Source organism: Streptomyces sp. NPDC001100 (assembly GCF_053598575.1).
This window is the reverse complement of sequence record NZ_JBSFKO010000011.1, coordinates 279,785-296,954: the sequence shown is the minus strand read 5'-3', so window position 1 is coordinate 296,954 and position 17,170 is coordinate 279,785. Positions and strand designations below refer to the sequence as shown.

Genomic DNA, 17,170 nt, shown 5'->3' with positions numbered 1-17,170 from the left:
GCTTCAGGCGCCCCGAAGGCGACCGAACCAAAAGAGGTGCGCGCACGGCGCCTGTCCAGCACCGGCCCAGTTCCCTGGCACCTACCCCGCACCGGCCCACCTCCCCGGCACTCACCCCACCCCACCCCAGCTCCCCGACACCCTCACGACGCCGACCCGGTCACCCCCCCACCTCCCTCAAGCCCCCATCCCCCCACGCAAATCACCGCCCGATCAACCGGCAACGGCCGACCGGGCGGGAGCGTGCTGGGACCGGTGTTCGTCCGGAAGCTCAACCTCGCTGACGAACCGTTGCGCAGGCTTCACCGCACCCACCCGACGCGCGGGCGTCGGTGTTGCCGCTGCCGCCGCAGGCGCTGTCGCAGGCTTGGCCGAAAGCATGAACCAGACGACCTTCCCCGACTCCCCCTCCGGTCGCACCCCCCAGCTCTCGCTGACCGCCGCCACCATCGCGAGCCCTCGCCCGCACGTGGCAGTGGCCGCGACGTCGGAGATGTCGCCGGCGACCGGGAGCCGGGGATCGTGGTCGTGCACGGAGACGACGAGGTGGTCGAGCAGCAGCTCGATCTCGACGGTGCACGTCTTGTCGGGCTGGGCGTGCCGGTGGACGTTGGTCAGGAGCTCGGTCACACCGAGCGCCGCCCGGTCTATGAGTGGATCGAGATGCCAGTAGCGCAACTGCGCAGATACGATTCTGCGGACCTGGCCGATCCGCGACGGCAGGGCTTGGAGCTCTACCGCGCAGTGCCTGCTTGGGTGAGTGATCACGGCTGCGACTCCCCGACGAGAGGCCCGGAAGAACACGGAGTTCGGATCCAGCAGGCTGGTCGAGGGAAATAGGCCGCCTGCTGTTGTGCCCGGCGGCTGGTTCGCAGCGTTATCGCCGGTAAACCCAGAGTGACGTGAGACCAGAGTGACGCAGGGGTGGCAGTCCCGCAACTTGCCGCTGTTCACCGCCCGCTCGTGGCACGGTCGGCCGCCGCCCTGCGCGGCACGGTCAGTCGCCGCCCCACACGCCCCACACGGCCCACGCGGCCCGCCCGCCCGCGACGCCCGGCGCAGGCCGGTCAGCCGCCCCCACGCCCAGCAGCCTTACGCACGGCCTCGATGAACCGCCGTGCCGCAGGGGGCCCGGGCTGCCCCGGCGCGGGGTCGTGCTCGCCGAGCGTCAGCAGGTACCGATTGCCGTTCAGATCGGCCAGCGCCCGGTCCTCCGGGGCGAACCAGGGCTTCGACGCGCGTACCGCCTGCACCGGCGCGCTGTCGATCTCGCTGCCGTAGCTGGTGAGCAACTCCAGCCTGCCGTCATTGATCCGGACCTGTCCGGCCCGGGTGAGTGACCGCAGCCGCTTCCCGATCCGCACGCCCGTGGCCGTGAACTCCGGCTCCGCCATGCTTCCCCGCCCCCTTGGTCCAGGACATCTCGTGATCCAGTGTGCGCCCCCGTTCAGGACGTTCGTCCCGCTCCGGTGCAGTCTGCCCGCAGCGGGCGTCGAGCACCAGTACGCACGACGCGGTCACGGTGAGTACCCGAAGCACTCGCATAAATGCGCCCCCAGGATCCGGCGTGATCACTCCCCAGGATCATCCGTGACCGTTCCCCATGATCATCCGTGATCGCTCCCCGGGATCCGTGGTGGTCGCCCCCAGGGCTGCCTTTGAGCTCCCCAAAGGCATGTTTATGCAGGTGAGAAGCGTGCGGAAGGTGCATATGATCGAGGTGTCGGCCCGCGCGAGGCGCCGTCGGCGCGAAGTCTAAGGAGCCCCGCCGTGAGCACCACCCCACAGGCCCCGACCGGTGCCACCCTCGACATCGACCGCAGCGACGCCGCCTACCGGAGCTGGCTGAAAGAAGCCGTCCGCAAGGTCCAGGCGGACTCCAACCGCTCCGCCGACACCCACCTCCTCCGTTTCCCGCTCCCCGACCAGTGGGGCATCGACCTGTACCTCAAGGACGAGTCGACCCACCCCACGGGCAGCCTCAAACACCGCCTGGCCCGCTCCCTCTTCCTCTACGGACTCTGCAATGGCTGGATCCGGCCCACCCGCCCGGTGATCGAGGCGTCCAGCGGCTCCACCGCCGTCTCCGAGGCGTACTTCGCCAAGCTGATCGGCGTCCCGTTCATCGCGGTCATGCCGCGCACGACCAGCGCCGAGAAGATCCGCCTCATCGAATTCCACGGCGGCCGGTGCCACTTCGTGGACGACTCGCGCAAGATGTACGAGGAGTCGGCCGCCCTGGCGGTGGAGACCGGCGGCCACTACATGGACCAGTTCACCTACGCGGAGCGGGCCACGGACTGGCGCGGCAACAACAACATCGCCGAATCCATCTTCCGCCAGCTGGAGTTGGAGCGTTTCCCGGAGCCCGCGTGGATCGTCGCCACGGCCGGCACCGGCGGCACCTCGGCGACGCTCGCGCGCTACGTCCACTACACGCAGCGCGACACCCTGGTCTGTGTCGCCGACCCCGAGAACTCCTGCTTCTTCGAGGGCTGGACCACCGGCGATCCGGACGTCACCTGCGACTGCGGCTCCCGTATCGAGGGCATCGGCCGCCCCCGGATGGAGCCGAGCTTCGTGCCGGGCGCCGTGGACCGCATGATGAAGGTCCCGGACGCGGCCAGCGTCGCCGCCGTACGAGCCCTGGAACAAGCCATCGGCCGCAAGGCGGGCGGCTCCACCGGCACCGGCCTCTGGAGCGCCCTGAAGATCATCGCCGAGATGGTGGCGGCGGGCCGACAGGGCAGCGTCGTAACCCTCTTGTGCGACCCGGGCGACCGCTACCTGGACAAGTACTACTCGGACGAGTGGCTGAAGCAACAGGGCCTGGACATCGCGCCGTACAGCAAGGCGATCGCATCACTACTGAAGACGGGACTTTGGTCCAGCCCCAACTGAAGCGCCCCGTCATGGGCGCGGGGAACTGCGCGACCGGCCACAACGAACCTGCAGACGACCGACGACCGACGGCCAACGCAACCTAACGCTTCAACCGCCGATCCAGGGCAAGCACCGCCCCCTTGAACGCCCGCCCCAACCCGGGCCGAGCCAACCGCACAACCCCCCGAAACGCAGCGTTCCCATCCGCGGCAAACGTCCACTGAACCCGCGTCCCGTCCCCCGCGGGGACCAGTCGCCACTCCTCGGCCAACGCCCGCGCCCCCGGCGCATTCGTGACGTCGACCCGATACGCGTACACCTCCGCCTCCTTCGCCGCGATCACCGTCTCCCGGAAGCGCCCGCCACCCTTGAGCCGGATGTCGCGCCCGGCACCGTCGTCGATCGACTCGGCCCGGGTCACGGCCGCGAACCACTCGGCCCACCCGGGTACGTCGTCGTTGAGGGCGTGGAAGACCGCGTCCGGTGCCGCGGACATCTCCTGCGCGAAGATCAGCCGTACCGGAGCGGTGTCGATGAAGTCGAGCCCGACGGGCCGGAGACGGTTAGCCATGGACGCGAACCCCCTTGGCGGAGAAGGGAAGTTGACCGAAGCGATGTTGACGGAAGCGATGTTGACCGAAGCGACGCCGGAGCGGGGTCACGATAGCTGGCGATCCGTCAGATGTCTGCCCCGTCCCGTCAGATGTCGTCCTCGTCCTCGTCGTCGGCTTCGCCCGCCACCACGAGCCGTCGCAGATGCTCGGAGATGTCCTCGCGCGCGTCGGCCGGCAGCCCCGCGTCCGTCACCAGCGTGTCGACCTGCTCCAGCGCGGCGAACGAACTCAGGCCCACCGTCCCCCACTTGGTGTGGTCGGCGACCACCACGACCCGCCGCGCCGACTGCACGAGCCTGCGGTTGGTCTCGGCCTCCGCGAGGTTCGGCGTGGACAGCCCGGCCTCGACCGATATGCCGTGGACACCGAGGAAGAGCACGTCGAAGTGGAGCGCCGCGATCGCCTGGTCGGCCACCGGGCCCACCAACGAGTCGGAGGGGGTCCGCACCCCGCCGGTCAGGACGACCGTCGCCGCGCCCTGCCGCTGTCCCGAGGTGCGCTGCGCCGCGTGGAAGACGTCCGCCACCCGCACCGAGTTGGTGACCACGGTGAGATCGGGGACCTCAAGCAGGTGGTGCGCCAGCGCGTACGTCGTCGTACCGCCCGAGAGCGCGATCGCCGTGCCCGGTGCGACCAGTTCCGCCGCGGCCCGCGCGATGTCCTCCTTGGCTGTCAGTTCAAGACCCGACTTCGCCTCGAAGCCCGGCTCGTGCGTGCTCGCCTCGACGACCGGTACAGCCCCGCCGTGCACCTTCTCCAGGACACCCTGACGGGCCAGCGCATCGAGGTCACGGCGAACCGTCATGTCCGACACGCCGAGCTTGCGGGTCAGTTCGTTGACGCGGACGCCGCCGCGGCGCCGGACCTCGTCGAGGATCAGGGCGCGCCGCTGCTCCGCGAGGAGGTTCTGATTCTCACTCACGTACGCTCCGGTCCTTTCGCCTCAACCCGTCCGACCGTCCGGCGCACCGGCTCGGAGCAGGACCTTCGTCCCGGCTGCGGTGCGCGGACGCCCCATCCTTGCACGCCCCCGCAAGCACTGCGCCATCGCCTGTCCCGACGCGCACATGTCATCGGGGCCTCATCCGTCCCCCGTGTTGTCACACGGATCGGGGAGATTCGGTGACAGGGCGTGTGCGACGCGCCGAAAGGGGCGATCCTGGTGGTCACACGGACACAGCCAGACGGTACGTCACGGGGGATGTGCGAACAGTGGAGCGTGTGCAGGAACATGCCGTCACGAGCGGGGCCGACGAGCCCGCCGGACGGCCCGACCCAACCAACCCAACCGACCGGTCCGACCGGACCGAACCCGCCCTGGAACTCCTGGTCCACGGAGTCGGCGGCGCCACACCCGAGGAGATGCTCGGTGATCCGCGCACGGTGCGGATCACCGGCGACGACACGGCGGCCGTCTTCCGGCGCACCGCCGACGTCGACGCCGAGTCCAGAACCGCCGACGGCCGCACCGGACCGATCCGCGAGGCGTACGTCTGGTGCAATCTGACCTCCGGCAACGGCACCCGCGCCCTGTGGCTGTTACTGCTGCCGTTCATGGTCGTCAACCTCGCGCACTGGATGCGCCCCACCGCCCGCGACCGGAAGCGCACGGTGCGCTTCTACGGCCTGCTGGTGCGGCTCGCGGGACTCACCCTGACCGTGCTGCTCGTGGCGGCGGCCTGCGAGGTCGCCCTCGATCTCGCCGCCTGGCAGTGCGCGGGCACGCGCGCGTGCGCCGAGCGCCACTCCTGGTTGGGCTTCCTGTCGCCCGCCGTGTCGCACGACAGCTGGTGGAGCCGACCCGGCCGCCGCCTCGCCCTCGCCGCCCTGGTGCCGACCGCGCTGACAGTCCTCCTCTGGTACCTCTCGCGCCGCACCTGGAGCGAGTACGAGTCCCAGCAGCCGATACCCCGCAGAGCCGAACCCGACGACGAGCCCGACAGCAGTGCCCTGGGCCGGCCCGGCTTCTGGTACGGCCGCCGCCTGGTCGCCCGGCTCCGCGCCGCCCACACGGCGGCCGGCCTCCTGACGGTCGCCGCCGCCCTCACCGTCTCGGCGGCCCGCTTCGACCGCGGACCCGACGGCTCCCACGCACTGGCCGGCCTCGGCGCGCTCCTGGAGACCGCGCTCGCCGGCCTCGCCTTGGTTGTGGTCTACGTCGTGTGCCGCCGGGGCCGCAGCGAGCACCGCCTCGACCAGGCCCTGGACCGCCGTCTCGTACGACGCCTGCCGCTCGGCGCGCTCCTGCTGCTCGCCCTCGCCCTGCTGTACGCCGGCTGGTCGCGTCCGGGATGGGAGTCGTCCGGGCGGCTGCCGGGAGACCCCGTCTTCGGCGGAATCGCCCTGGTCCAGGGCCTGCTGGTGATCGCCCTCGCCGTCGTGGCCCACCTGCTGCACCGCACCCACCCCGACCCGCGCGCCGCGATGCGCGGCCTCGGCGGACCGGCCGTCGCGATGCTGGCCTGCGCGCTGGGCGGCGTGATGTCCGGCGGGGTGTCCCAGCGGGTCTCCGACTGGCTGGACGGCACCGGCACCTCCATCGCGGGCCCGCCCGTCCTGCTCACCTGGCAGGCCTCGGTGATCCCGCTGCTCCTGGTCGTCGTACTCGTCCTCTGCGCCCTGCTGGGCCACCGCACCTGGCGGCTGCGCCGCAGCGAACTGGCCGCCGTGGCGCTCGACTACCCGGGCGGGCGCAAGGACCGGGCGCGCACCGCCCGGATCGCGAGCACGCGCGCGATGGCCACGCTCACCGACCGCGGCCCCCTCCTCGTTGCCGTCACCGCCACCGCCACCCTGCTCCTGGGCGCCGGAGCGCTGGTCGGCGCGTTCACCACCGACCGGACACCGTCGCGGGCAGGGGAGGGCGGCCAGGCCTTGGTGCACGGCGCCGCCCAGACCTGCCAGGGCCTCGGCTCCTGGCTGATCGGGCTCGGCTTCATCCTCTTCGTCACCTGGGGCAGGCGCGCCTACAAGGACGCCTCCGCGCGGCGCACCATCGGCATCCTGTGGGACGTCGGTACCTTCTGGCCGCGCGCCGCCCACCCCTTCGCGCCGCCCTGCTACGCCGAGCGCGCGGTCCCCGACCTGACCTGGCGGATCGCCACCTGGACCCGCGCAACCGGCGGCCGGCTCGTGCTCTCCGGCCACTCCCAGGGCAGCGTCCTGGCCGCCGCCGCGGCCTGGCAGCTCAAACCGGCCCAGCGCAAACGAGTCGCCCTCCTGACCTACGGCTCACCCCTGGAGCGCCTCTACGGCCGCTGGTTCCCCGCCCACTTCGGACCGGCCGCGCTCAGCCGCCTGCACCACGAGGTCGACTGCTGGCGCAATCTGTACCGGCTCACCGACCCCATCGGCGGCCCGGTCCGGCTGACCGGCGACTGCGGCCCCGAGGTGGACCACGGCCCCCTCAAGGACCCACTCGCGTACGGCCGTACCGCCCAACACCCGCTGCCCGCCCCGATCCTGGGCCACTCCGACTACCAGGCCGACCCGGCGTTCGCCGTGGAGCGGGAGCGGCTGCTGGCCAGGCTGCGGCCCGAGGTGCCGCCTCAGGGCAGCTCGGGCAGGTCCTCCGCGTAGAGCAGGGTCAGGTCGTCCGTGCTCGGCTCCTCGACCTGGGCGACCCGGCTCGCGTGCCGCTCCACCATCGCCTCGAAGGTCTGCCGCGCGGTACGGCCGTTGCCGAACGCGGCGCCCTTCGGGATGGCGGTGAAGTACTTCGTGAGTCCCTCGGACGCGCCCTCCGCGAGCCGGTACTCGTGCTCCTCGGCCTGCTGCTCGACGATCCTCAGTAGTTCCCCGGCGTTGTAGTCGCTGAAGGTGATGGTCCGTGAGAAGCGGGACGCCACACCGGGGTTGACGGACAGGAAGCGCTCCATCTCGGCCGTGTAGCCCGCGACGATCACCACGACCGCGTCCCGGTGGTCCTCCATCAGCTTCACCAGCGTGTCGATCGCTTCCTTACCGAAGTCGCGGCCCGAGTCCTCCGGGGACAGCGCGTAGGCCTCGTCGATGAACAGCACCCCGCCGCGCGCCTTGTCGAAGGCCTCCTGGGTGCGGATCGCCGTCGAGCCGATGTGCTCGCCGACCAGGTCGACGCGGGACACCTCGACGAGATGCCCCTTCTCCAGGACGCCGAGCGAGGCGAGGATCTCGCCGTAGAGCCGGGCGACCGTCGTCTTGCCGGTGCCGGGGGAGCCGGTGAAGACCAGGTGCCGTTTGACGGAGGCCGCCTTGAGGCCGGCCTGCTGGCGGCGGCGGCCCACCTCGATCATGTCGATGAGGGAGCGCACCTCGCGCTTGACGCTGTCCAGCCCGACGAGCGCGTCCAGTTCGCCGAGGACGGCCTTGGAGGTGCGGGACTCCCTCTCCGGCTCCGGCGCGGTGACCGGGGGCGCCTGCTCGGCGGTGCGCTGGCCGGGGATCGCGCCCAGCACGCTGGTGACCTGGCTGGCCGTCTCCACGGCCGTCTCGTGGGCGGTGGGCTGCTTGAGGCCGCTCTCGTCGCTGGTGCAGTCCTCGACGACGGGTCCGGTGCCGGGCCCCGCGTCCGGTCCGGCGTCCGCGAACTCGTAGCCACCGCGCGCGCACCGCTCCGTACGGCACTTCTTGAGCGTCGTACGACAACCGTCTATGACGTGGAAGCCGTAGCCGCCGCTGCCCGTCACCCGGCAGCCCTGGAAGGTGCCCCGGCCGCCCGCGGAGACGTAGAAACCGGCCTCGGCGGGGGAGTCGACCGTGCAGCGCTCGATGGTGGGGTCGGCGCCCTTGGTGACGATCACGCCGGTCTGGGTGGCGTCCACCGTGCAGTTGTTCAGGGTGCCGCCACTGCCGTGGTCGCGGAACCAGGCGCCCGTCGCCGCGTCCCGGATCCGGCAGTCGTCGAGCTGCGCGGTCGCGCCGTCGCTCACCGACACGGCCGTGTTGCGCACCTGGGAGATGTCGCTGTCGACGACGTCCGCGCGCGAGCCGCGGTCGAGCACGAACAGCGCGTCCGGTACGTCGTGCACCCGGCAGGAGTCGAGGACCACCGTCGCGCCGTCGCTGACCCACACCGCCGGATAGTCGCCCGTGCTGTCGAAGATCTCGCACTGGTTGGCGTCCACGCGGGTGCCCGGGTCCCAAACCGACAGTCCGTTGCGCCCGAACTGACGCACCGTCGTCCGCGTCAGCGTCAGGACCGACCGGGACCGCAGGTCGACCGCGTTCTCCGGGATGTCGTGGATCCGGCAGTCGGCGAGCGTCAGCACCGCGTCCGTGTCGAGCGTGACACCGTCCGCGGCCGTACGGTGCACATCGCAGTCGGTGAGGTGCGCGGTGGCCCGGGCGGTGATCTGGACGCCGCTGCCGCGCGTCTCGTAGACCTCGCAACCCACCGCCTCCAGCGAGGAGTTCTCGCCGGTGGCGGACAGCCCCACCCCCGAGGCGTGGTGGATGCGGCAGCGCTCCAGGCGCGGGTGGCCGCCGGCGCGGACGGCGACGCCCGCCTGGCCGGCCGAGACGACCTCGCACTCCTCGAACACCCCGCCACCGCCGTCGAGTACGGCGATCCCGATGCCGGCCGGGTTGTCGACGGTGCAGCGCCGCACGGTGGGGCGGGCGCCGCCGCGCACCTCGATGCCGGACGCGGAGCGCGTGACGATCCGCAGATCGGTCAACTCCGGTGTCCCGTCCTCGACAAGGAGGGCGGGCGCGGCCGAGTCCTGTCCTTCGACATGCAGGTCCTGGACGATCGCCGAGGCGCGAACGGTCAACGGCACGCCGTCCAGGGGCGCGATGCGCACCGAGCCGGGCGAACCCTCGGGGCCGCGCAGGGTCACCGACCGCTGCACGACGAGGTTCTCCCGGTAGGTGCCGGGAGCGACGGTCAGTACGTCGCCCTCGGCCGCGGCCTCCAGGGCGGCGGCGAGCGACGCGTACTCACCTGTGCGGCGCCGCCACCGCGATGTGCCGGTGTGCGTCACCTGGACCGTGCCCTGTGCCATGGCGCTGCTGTGCCCCCACCTCGTGGTACGCGGGATGATGCCGAAGCCTTCGCCGGTCCACCGTAGCGTGCGTGCGGGCGGTGGGTTGACCAGAGCCGGAAGGCTGTCAGCTGCCGGTGCCGGTCCGGCCCCAGTCCGGGCCCGCCCGCTCCCATGCCCGGTCCCAACGCGCGTACCTGCGGCGGACCATGCGCCACAGCACGAACCGTCGGCCGCTGTCGACGAGCCCGGCGGCCAGCAGTGCCGCACCTAACCCGGCGAGCACGGCGTGCGTCGTCGCCGTGGCCGAGTCCAGCGGGCGGGCCACCATGTGCCCGCGCCGGTCCGTCCAGACCGTGAAGTGGTCACCCTGGTGCGGGGTGTTGAGGCTCGCCATCACCGCGCCGTGCTGGACGGTGCCGTCCGGTGCGGTCCAGTCCGCGAGGACCCGGGTGCGGACGTCCCGCGCGGTCGCCGAATCGGGGTCGGGGTCCAGCTCGGCCCCCTTGAGCTTCTTGACCACCGTGGCCGTCACGGCATGCCGGTCCGCGCGCTGCTCACGCACCGACCGCTGCAGGGTGTCCTGCGCGACGGCGCCGACGAGTGAACCGATCAAGGGCGCGGCGACCAGGACCAGCAGCAGGACCACGAGGGCCAGCCAGGCCTCGACCAGATCGGTCGCGCGACGCAGCGGATTGTGCCGCCAGCGCCACAGACCCCTGATTGCTCCCACCGTCCCGCACCCCCTTCCCGCTCCGTAATAACTCCTGGGAGAGCCGTCCATGCGAGACGGGCGTCGAAGAGAGAGCGAAATCACCTCTCCCCGGGCCTCTCATGAACTTCTCACGGGATCTCAACGACCGGGCCCACAGGGAGGGTTCCCGCCCCGCACCGCCAACGGTGGATCTTCGCCTACGCGAGAATCCGGACCGGGTCGCCGACGCTGATCGTGCCGGTGGACAGGGGCACCAGGTTCTGCCCGAAGATCAGCCTGCCGCCGATACGGCGGTGCCGGGCCAGGGTGCGCAACGGCTCCCTGCCGCGCTCGGCGGTGGCCTGGTCGGTGGTGGTCACGACGCAGCGCCCGCACATCTTCGCGACCCGGAAGGTGACCTCGCCGATCGCGACGCGCGACCAGTCGTCCTCGGCCCAGGCGGCCGTACCCGCCACGACCGCGTTGGGCCGGAACCGGTTCATGGGGAGTGGCCCCTCGGCGGGGTGATCGCCTTGCGCGACAAGGGAGTTGAGGGCGTCCAGGGAGGCCTCGGAGGTCAGCAGCAGCGGATAGCCGTCGGCGAAGCCGACCGTCTCACCGGGAAGTCCGTACTCGGGGTCCACAGGGCGTCGCGTGGCGGGATCGTCCATGTGGACGAGACGTACCCCGAACCCCAGATACGCGCCGCACCACGCGTGCGCGGCGTCCGGGGCGGGCACCGCGTCCACCTTGGTGCCGAAGATCTCCATCACCACGGTGGCGGCCGGCTCCGGAACGGACACGGTCAGCGGGTCGAGGCCGGGCGCGGACAGACGAACACCGCCGCCGGGCAGCAGCTCGGCGGCGGCCAGTGCGAGACGCGGGTGCTCGCGTTGCGTGACGACCTTTCCCCCGTCGTCGATCAGCGCCCAGCGTCGGTCTCCGGCCAGCCCCCAAGGCTCCACGTGAGCCTCCCGGGGAGAGAAGCCCCGGAGCGCCTTGACCGGATGAACGTGGATCGACCGCAGCTCCGCATTCCCCATCACTCCATCGTGCCAGGCGGCACCGACAGTGCAGGGTGCGGATCAGTAACCGCGGTACTGCTGGTTGTTGCTGTACGGGTCCTGCTGGTACGGAGCGGGACCCGGGCGGGGAGCCGCCGGACGCATCGCCTCGTAGCCGGCCGGAGCCGCCATCGGACGCGGCTGCTGTTGCTGCTGGCCGTAACCGCGCGGCGGGGCCTGCTGCGGGATGTACGCGGCGGGCGCCTGCTGCAGCGGTGACGGCTGCTGCGCCTGCGGATAGCCGTAGGGGGTCTGCGAGGGGCCCGCCGGGAGGGCGGGCAGCGCCGACGGCAGCGCGGGCAGGTTGCTCCCCGGCATGTCGTACGCGGCGGGAACCCGGATCGGGGCGATCTGCGGGGTCCCCCGCTCGGCCACGAGGGAGTCGTAGATCGGAGTGTCCGGGAAGGAGGCGGAGTAGTAGCCGCCGCCATAAGTGGAGCGGGGGGAGGTCATGGGACATAAGTTAAGCCCACGATGTGGTGGTTGGGGAGACCGATTAGAGGGTTGTTTTCCGTGTCGGCAGCGGCATGGGATCCCCAATGCGAGCGAACTTGTCAAAAAAGGGCATGGATCCGTGTTCGGATCGTGTAAAGCGCGAGTTCCCGGCGGGTTACCAGCGGTTGGTCACGGGTGTTGCCGCGCTCCTCATGGGCGTTCGCGGCCCCGGGGAATAGGTTGTGCGTGTAGACACCCAATGGGCTGCCGGGGCGTGTCCTGGCACGGCGACACGTGATGGGGGCAGACATGTCAATGCCGAAAGGATCGAATGTTCCGGTGCCGACGACGGCGCTGCGCGTCGAATTGGGGTGGCGGCCCGGCCCCGGAGTCCCCGACGCGGACGCCTCGGCCCTGCTCCTGGTCGACGGGAAGGTCCGCACCGACGCCGACTTCGTCTTCTACAACCAGCCGGCGCACTCCTCCGGCGCGGTCCGCCACGAGGGCAAGAACAACGCCGGCAGGCGGATGACCGACACCCTGCTCGTCGACCTCGCGCGCGTGGAGGCCGCCGTGGACCGTGTCGTCCTCGCCGCCTCCGCCGACGGAGGAACGTTTGGTCAGGTCCCCGATCTGTACATCGAGGTCCGGGACGCCGTGCAGAACACCGTGGTCGCCCGCTTCGACAGCACGGGCGCGACGGTCGAGACCGCCTTCGTGCTCGGCGAGTTCTACCGCCGCCAGGGCGCCTGGAAGTTCCGGGCCGTCGGCCAGGGCTACGGCAGCGGGCTCGAAGGCCTGGCGACCGACTTCGGCATCACCGTGGACGAACCGCAGCAGGCGGCACCGGCCGTCACCATGCCGCCGCCCTCGGGACCACCGGTGAACCTGCCCCCGCCGCCCGTGACCGTGGCTCCCCCCGTGCCGGTGACCGCGCCACCCCCTCCGCCCCCGATGCCGCCCACCGCCCCCGTCCGGCTGTCCAAGGTGACGCTCACCAAGGCGGCCCCCTCGGTCTCCCTGACCAAGCAGGGCGGCACCTCGGGCGCCATGCGCGTGAACCTCAACTGGGAGGTGCGCAAGCAGTTCTCGGGCTGGGGCAGCAAGCGCGGCCGTGCCGTCGCGATGCACGCGGACCTCGACCTCGACCTGTGCGCCCTGTACGAACTCGCCGACGGCCGCAAGGGCGTCGTCCAGGCCCTCGGCAACGCGTACGGCTCCCTGCAGCGGCCCCCGTACATCCACCTCGACGGCGACGACCGCACCGGCGCGTCCGCGAGCGGCGAGAACCTCACCATCAACCTCGACCACATCAAGGACTTCCGGCGCATCCTCGTCTTCGTGACCATCTACGAGGGCGCCCGTTCCTTCGCCGACCTGCACGCCACCGTCACCCTCCAGCCCCAGCACGGCGCCGCGATCGACTTCTCGCTCGACGAGTGCACGGTCCCCTCCACGGTGTGCGCGCTCGCCCTGATCACCAACACCGGCGGCGACCTCGTCGTCCAGCGCGAGGCCCGCTACCTCGTGCCCGACCGTGGAGTGAGCCCGCAGCGGACCGTCGACCGCATCTACGGGTGGGGCATGAACTGGACCCCGGGTCGCAAGTGAGTGGTCAGCTCTCCTCGCCGACGACGGCGTCAGGACGCGCGTAGGTGCGGCCCTTCCAGGCCGCACCGCGTCCCCTGTAGTGCTGCACCGCGGAATCGACCGTCATCAGGAGGTACAGAAACGCGGTGAACGGCAGCAGGGGAGCGAGCCACAGCGGCTGCCCGTAGTAGCGGAGCATCGGGACGTACGTCCCCGTCATCACCAGCCACGCGAGCCCGCCGAGAACCGAGGCTCCCGCACTGCCCGTGCCCAGCCCGACGAACAGGGCCACCGGGGGCACGAGATACACCAGCGCCAGCCCCAGGACGGTGCCCAGGAGGAGCAGCGGGTTGTGCCGCAGTTGCGCGTACGCGCTGCGCGAGACCATCCGCCACAGGTCGTGCAGCCGCGGATAGGGGCGCACGCTGTCCACCCGCTCGGCGAGCCCCAGCCAGATGTGGCCCCCGCCGCCCTTGACGGCACGCGCGAGTGCCACGTCGTCGATCACCGCGTGCCGGATGGCGTCCGGGATCCGCGCCCGCTCCGCCGTATCGGCGCGCAGCAGGACACAGCCGCCGGCCGCCGCCGCGGTGCGGGCGCCCTTCCGGCCGATCCGGCGGAACGGATAGAGCTGCGCGAAGAAGTAGACGAACGCGGGCACCACCAGCCGCTCCCAGGGACTCTCCACGCGCAGCCGGGCCATCAGCGACACGACGTCGAAGCCACCGGTGCGTGCCGCCGCCACCAACTCCCGCAGGCTGTCCGGGGCGTGCGCGATGTCCGCGTCCGTCAGCAGCAGATACTCGGGGCCACGCGCGCGTGCCAGCCCGACACCGTGTCGTACGGCCCACAGCTTGCCGGTCCAGCCCGCCGGAAGTTCACCGGGGGAGTCCACGGTCAGCGGCAACCCGCCCCGCGTCCGCGCGAGTTCACGGGCCAGCTCCCCGGTGCCGTCCGAACTCCCGTCGTCGACAAGGAAGATCTCAGCCCGCCCGGGATAGTCCTGGGCGAGCAGCGAGGGCAGGCTCTCCGGCAGTACGGCGGCCTCGTCACGGGCCGGCACGACCACGCCGACCGACGGCCAGTCCTCCGGGTCGGTGCGGGCCGGCAGTCTGACGTCCGTGCGCCAGAAGAAGCCCTGACAGAGCAGCAGCCACAGCCAGGCGGCGAGTGATACGGCGGCGGTCCACGCGAGGGTGCTCACGGCCGCAGTCTGCCCCAGGGAAGCGGCTCCACAGAGGCCATCGTCTATCGTGGCCGGGTGAAGATCGCGCTCATGGACTCCGGAATCGGCCTTCTGGCGGCCACCGCGGCGGTACGACGCGTACGCCCCGACGTGGATCTCGTGCTCTCCCTGGACCCCGACGGCATGCCCTGGGGACCGCGGACTCCGGAAGACCTCACGCGGCGCGCGCTCGCCGTCGCCGAGGCCGCCGCAGCGCACCGGCCCGACGCCCTGATCGTGGGGTGCAACACGGCGACGGTCCACGCCCTGACCGCACTGCGCGACCTCCTGGAGCCGGGCATCCCGGTCATCGGCACGGTCCCGGCGATCAAGCCGGCCGCCGCCGGTGGCACGCCCTTCGCGATCTGGGCCACGCCCGCCACCACCGGCAGTCCCTACCAGCGCGGCCTCATCGAGGACTTCGCCGATGGAGTACCGGTGACGGAGGTCCCCTGCTGGGGACTGGCCGAGGCCGTGGAACACGCGGACGAGACGGCCATCGACGCGGCCATCGCGGCGGCCGCCGCGCTCACCCCCGACGATGTAACGACCGTCGTCCTGGGCTGCACCCATTACGAAATCGTCGCCGAACGCATCCGCGCGGCCGTCCAGCACCCCGACCGCCCGCCGCTCCTCCTGCACGGCTCCGCCGACGCCGTCGCCGCCCAGGCGCTGCGCCGGATCGGTGTCCAGCCCGCACCCGAGGCGCCGGCCGACGGCACCCTGACGGTGCTGCTGAGCGGCCGTGAGGGCGCGCTGCCCGTCGAGGCGGCGGCCTACGCGGAAGGCCGGCTGCTGAGGGCGGTCACCCCGGCCCACTGACCACCCGCGAAGAAGCGGACGCTGTGCGTCCGCCCTACCGTCGCGCAAAACGGTCACCCTCCGCAACGCGGTACCCGCGCAGCGAAACCTGAGTAGTCTCGTAGGCATGAGGGACCACCCCCGCGACGAAACCTCCCCGCAGACCGAGATCTGGACCGGACGGGCCACCAACCGGTTCCAGTGGCTGCTGGCGCTCGCCGGTGCCGCCTGCATGGCGCTCGGCATCGAGCTGGCCGTGGACTCCGCCTGGACGTCCGGCATCGCCCCGCTCGTCATGTCCGTCGTCGGGTGCATCGCGGCCGGACTGCTGATGCTGTTCGGCACGCTCGCCTTCGTGCACGTCGCCCTGAAGGTGGACACGGAGACCCTCGAAGTGCGCTGCGGCCACATCGGTGTGCCCCGCCGCCGCATCCCCCTCGCCAGCGTCGCGGGCGCCGAGTTCGCCCCGCACGTCACCCCGCGCCAGTGGGGCGGCTGGGGCTACCGCTGGCGGCCCGAGAAGGGCACCGCCGTCGTCGTGCGACGGGGTGAGGGCATCGTGCTGCGGCTGTGGGACGGACACACGTTCACCATCACCGTGGACAACGCCGAGGCGGCCGTACGGATCATCACGGACCGGCTGGTGCCGCCCACACCCGGTGCGGTGCACTGACGGCACCCACGCCCTCATGGGGTGAAGCGATCGCCACGCGCGCGTGCGTCGGGGACGGCGCGTGAGGCGTCGTCGATGATCGGGTGGGCCGTGGCCAGCCCGGCCAGGAAGCCCGCGCCGGCCGTGACCGTCGTGAAACTGAGCGCGTTGCCCACCGAGGCGATGACCGCGAGCCCCGTCAGCGCTGCACCCGCGGTGAGCGCGATCGGGGTGGAGCGCGGAGTGCGCCACAACGCGTGGAGCACCCAGCAGAAGGCCGCCGCCAGCAGGAGCACGCCGACGGCCCCCTGCTCGGCCGCCATCTGGAACGGCGCCGAGTGCGGTTTCCCGTCCGGCAGCAGGGCCTCGGCCGCCGCGTTGCTCAGCTCCCCGAAGCGCCCCGGTCCCACCCCCAGGGCGGAATCCCGATGCGCCATGTGCAGGGCGTCCTGCCACAGCTGGACCCGGTGCAGGCTCAGCTGGCCCTCCAGGGACTCGGTGAGCCCGTCCGGCAGCACGTTCCCGGCGATGGCCCAGGTCCCCCCGGTGACCAGCGCGGCGGCCAGACCGAGGCCCACGACACCGAGACCGCGGTGCCGCATCCGGCCGGCGGCGAGCGAGCACAACAACACCGCCGTACAGGTGACGAACCCCGAGACGGAGCCCAGGACGAGCGCGGTGACCGTGATCCCGGCGGCCAGCAGCCGCAGCGCGAGCCGCAACACCGGGGCAGTGGCGGCCCAGGCCGCGCAGCACGCGCAACCGGCGGCCAGGGTCAGCAGGGCCGCGGTGGCACCGGCGTCGCCGAGCGGGGCGACGAACTGGGGGCCCGGGGCGAGACGCGGCTCGGCCAGCGCCAGACCGAGACCGGCCAGCGCCCCGGCACAGGGCGCGGCGACCGGCACGAGCGCCCCGGAGATCCGTCCCGACGCATACCCGGCGGAGACTGCCAGGACCGCGAGCAGCACCCCCTCGGGCCGGCCGTCGTGCATCGCGGCGGTGATCAGCGACCACGCGGCGCACGCCCCGAGCACCGCGGCCCCTACGGCATCCGAAACGTTTCGTCTCTCGCTGTCGGCGTCCGGACCGGTCGCCGACGCCATCCCCGTGGAACCCACCCCGCCGCCCCCTGAACCGAGCCCCCCGACCCGTGACCGACCCCGGCCGCCGGCCTGGACCGACCGCACGACAGGGGCTCCGGCACACCGTAACGGCTGATGACCGATTTGTGGACGAGTTGCGCAGGAAC

Annotated in this window: 15 protein-coding genes; 5 read left to right on the top strand and 10 right to left on the bottom strand. The window is 71.9% G+C overall.

Annotated elements, in window-relative coordinates; genetic code table 11:
* Nucleotides 1-213: 213 nt before the first annotated feature.
* Nucleotides 214-768 carry an ATP-binding protein gene (locus ACWDEW_RS18880; RefSeq protein WP_450514099.1) on the bottom strand — a complete coding sequence of 185 codons (555 nt, stop codon included), beginning with the start codon at nucleotides 766-768 and terminating at the stop codon, nucleotides 214-216.
* A 299-nt stretch (nucleotides 769-1,067) separates the two neighbouring features.
* Entirely contained in the window at nucleotides 1,068-1,394 is a 327-nt protein-coding gene (locus ACWDEW_RS18875) for a hypothetical protein (RefSeq protein ID WP_019075127.1), read from the bottom strand.
* Nucleotides 1,395-1,770: 376 nt separating this feature from the next.
* On the opposite strand from ACWDEW_RS18875, the gene ACWDEW_RS18870 reads away from it, so the two are divergent.
* Complete coding sequence (locus ACWDEW_RS18870) at nucleotides 1,771-2,901, top strand: PLP-dependent cysteine synthase family protein (RefSeq protein WP_450514098.1); 1,131 nt, start codon at nucleotides 1,771-1,773, stop codon at nucleotides 2,899-2,901.
* A gap of 82 nt (nucleotides 2,902-2,983) precedes the next feature.
* Here the strand turns inward: ACWDEW_RS18870 and ACWDEW_RS18865 are convergent, their stop codons facing one another.
* Together ACWDEW_RS18865 and ACWDEW_RS18860 are read right to left on the bottom strand one after the other, a co-directional pair.
* Entirely contained in the window at nucleotides 2,984-3,454 is a 471-nt protein-coding gene (locus ACWDEW_RS18865) for an SRPBCC family protein (RefSeq protein ID WP_450514097.1), read from the bottom strand.
* A 128-nt stretch (nucleotides 3,455-3,582) separates the two neighbouring features.
* On the bottom strand, nucleotides 3,583-4,419 hold the full coding sequence (locus tag ACWDEW_RS18860; RefSeq protein ID WP_450514096.1) for a DeoR/GlpR family DNA-binding transcription regulator: 837 nt from the start codon (nucleotides 4,417-4,419) through the stop codon (nucleotides 3,583-3,585).
* Nucleotides 4,420-4,709: 290 nt separating this feature from the next.
* Between ACWDEW_RS18860 and ACWDEW_RS18855 the strand changes: the two genes are divergently transcribed.
* Complete coding sequence (locus ACWDEW_RS18855; protein ID WP_450514095.1) at nucleotides 4,710-7,076, top strand: hypothetical protein; 2,367 nt, start codon at nucleotides 4,710-4,712, stop codon at nucleotides 7,074-7,076.
* Here the strand turns inward: ACWDEW_RS18855 and ACWDEW_RS18850 are convergent.
* The 4 genes from ACWDEW_RS18850 to ACWDEW_RS18835 all read right to left on the bottom strand — a co-directional run bounded on the left by ACWDEW_RS18850 (nucleotide 7,046) and on the right by ACWDEW_RS18835 (nucleotide 11,671).
* Nucleotides 7,046-9,481 carry a right-handed parallel beta-helix repeat-containing protein gene (locus ACWDEW_RS18850; protein ID WP_450514094.1) on the bottom strand — a complete coding sequence of 812 codons (2,436 nt, stop codon included), beginning with the start codon at nucleotides 9,479-9,481 and terminating at the stop codon, nucleotides 7,046-7,048. The genes ACWDEW_RS18855 and ACWDEW_RS18850 overlap by 31 nt on opposite strands.
* Nucleotides 9,482-9,587: 106 nt before the next feature.
* Nucleotides 9,588-10,193, bottom strand: coding sequence for an Rv1733c family protein (locus ACWDEW_RS18845; protein WP_450514093.1), 606 nt, complete (start codon nucleotides 10,191-10,193; stop codon nucleotides 9,588-9,590).
* 179 nt (nucleotides 10,194-10,372) lie between these two features.
* Nucleotides 10,373-11,197, bottom strand: a complete 825-nt coding sequence (locus ACWDEW_RS18840) for an MOSC domain-containing protein (RefSeq protein ID WP_450514092.1) — start codon at nucleotides 11,195-11,197, stop codon at nucleotides 10,373-10,375.
* A gap of 42 nt (nucleotides 11,198-11,239) precedes the next feature.
* Complete coding sequence (locus ACWDEW_RS18835; RefSeq protein WP_450514091.1) at nucleotides 11,240-11,671, bottom strand: DUF6643 family protein; 432 nt, start codon at nucleotides 11,669-11,671, stop codon at nucleotides 11,240-11,242.
* 297 nt (nucleotides 11,672-11,968) lie between these two features.
* Between ACWDEW_RS18835 and ACWDEW_RS18830 the strand changes: the two genes are divergently transcribed.
* Nucleotides 11,969-13,264 (top strand): TerD family protein, encoded by a 1,296-nt coding sequence (locus ACWDEW_RS18830; RefSeq protein ID WP_450514090.1) that lies wholly within the window; start codon nucleotides 11,969-11,971, stop codon nucleotides 13,262-13,264.
* A 4-nt stretch (nucleotides 13,265-13,268) separates the two neighbouring features.
* Here the strand turns inward: ACWDEW_RS18830 and ACWDEW_RS18825 are convergent, their stop codons facing one another.
* Nucleotides 13,269-14,447 carry a glycosyltransferase gene (locus ACWDEW_RS18825; protein WP_450514089.1) on the bottom strand — a complete coding sequence of 393 codons (1,179 nt, stop codon included), beginning with the start codon at nucleotides 14,445-14,447 and terminating at the stop codon, nucleotides 13,269-13,271.
* Nucleotides 14,448-14,504: 57 nt separating this feature from the next.
* Here ACWDEW_RS18825 and ACWDEW_RS18820 point away from each other — a divergent pair, with 57 nt between their 5' ends.
* A complete protein-coding gene (locus ACWDEW_RS18820) occupies nucleotides 14,505-15,290 on the top strand; it encodes a glutamate racemase (protein ID WP_450514088.1) in 786 nt (261 codons plus the stop codon).
* Nucleotides 15,291-15,396: 106 nt separating this feature from the next.
* Nucleotides 15,397-15,942 carry a hypothetical protein gene (locus ACWDEW_RS18815; protein ID WP_450514087.1) on the top strand — a complete coding sequence of 182 codons (546 nt, stop codon included), beginning with the start codon at nucleotides 15,397-15,399 and terminating at the stop codon, nucleotides 15,940-15,942.
* Between the two features lie 14 nt (nucleotides 15,943-15,956).
* Here ACWDEW_RS18815 and ACWDEW_RS18810 read toward each other — a convergent pair whose 3' ends face one another.
* Complete coding sequence (locus tag ACWDEW_RS18810; protein WP_450514113.1) at nucleotides 15,957-17,024, bottom strand: O-antigen ligase family protein; 1,068 nt, start codon at nucleotides 17,022-17,024, stop codon at nucleotides 15,957-15,959.
* Nucleotides 17,025-17,170 lie beyond the last annotated feature (146 nt).

Excerpts from the sequence above, each read along its gene's own strand:
- ACWDEW_RS18865 (WP_450514097.1), bottom strand. The coding sequence starts at position 3,454 with ATGGCTAACCGTCTCCGGCCCGTCGGGCTCGACTTCATCGACACCGCT.
- ACWDEW_RS18835 (WP_450514091.1), bottom strand. The coding sequence starts at position 11,671 with ATGACCTCCCCCCGCTCCACTTATGGCGGCGGCTACTACTCCGCCTCC.
- ACWDEW_RS18840 (WP_450514092.1), bottom strand. The coding sequence starts at position 11,197 with ATGGGGAATGCGGAGCTGCGGTCGATCCACGTTCATCCGGTCAAGGCG.
- ACWDEW_RS18850 (WP_450514094.1), bottom strand. The coding sequence starts at position 9,481 with ATGGCACAGGGCACGGTCCAGGTGACGCACACCGGCACATCGCGGTGG.
- ACWDEW_RS18830 (WP_450514090.1), top strand. The coding sequence starts at position 11,969 with ATGCCGAAAGGATCGAATGTTCCGGTGCCGACGACGGCGCTGCGCGTC.
- ACWDEW_RS18815 (WP_450514087.1), top strand. The coding sequence starts at position 15,397 with ATGAGGGACCACCCCCGCGACGAAACCTCCCCGCAGACCGAGATCTGG.
- ACWDEW_RS18810 (WP_450514113.1), bottom strand. The coding sequence starts at position 17,024 with ATGGCGTCGGCGACCGGTCCGGACGCCGACAGCGAGAGACGAAACGTT.
- ACWDEW_RS18875 (WP_019075127.1), bottom strand. The coding sequence starts at position 1,394 with ATGGCGGAGCCGGAGTTCACGGCCACGGGCGTGCGGATCGGGAAGCGG.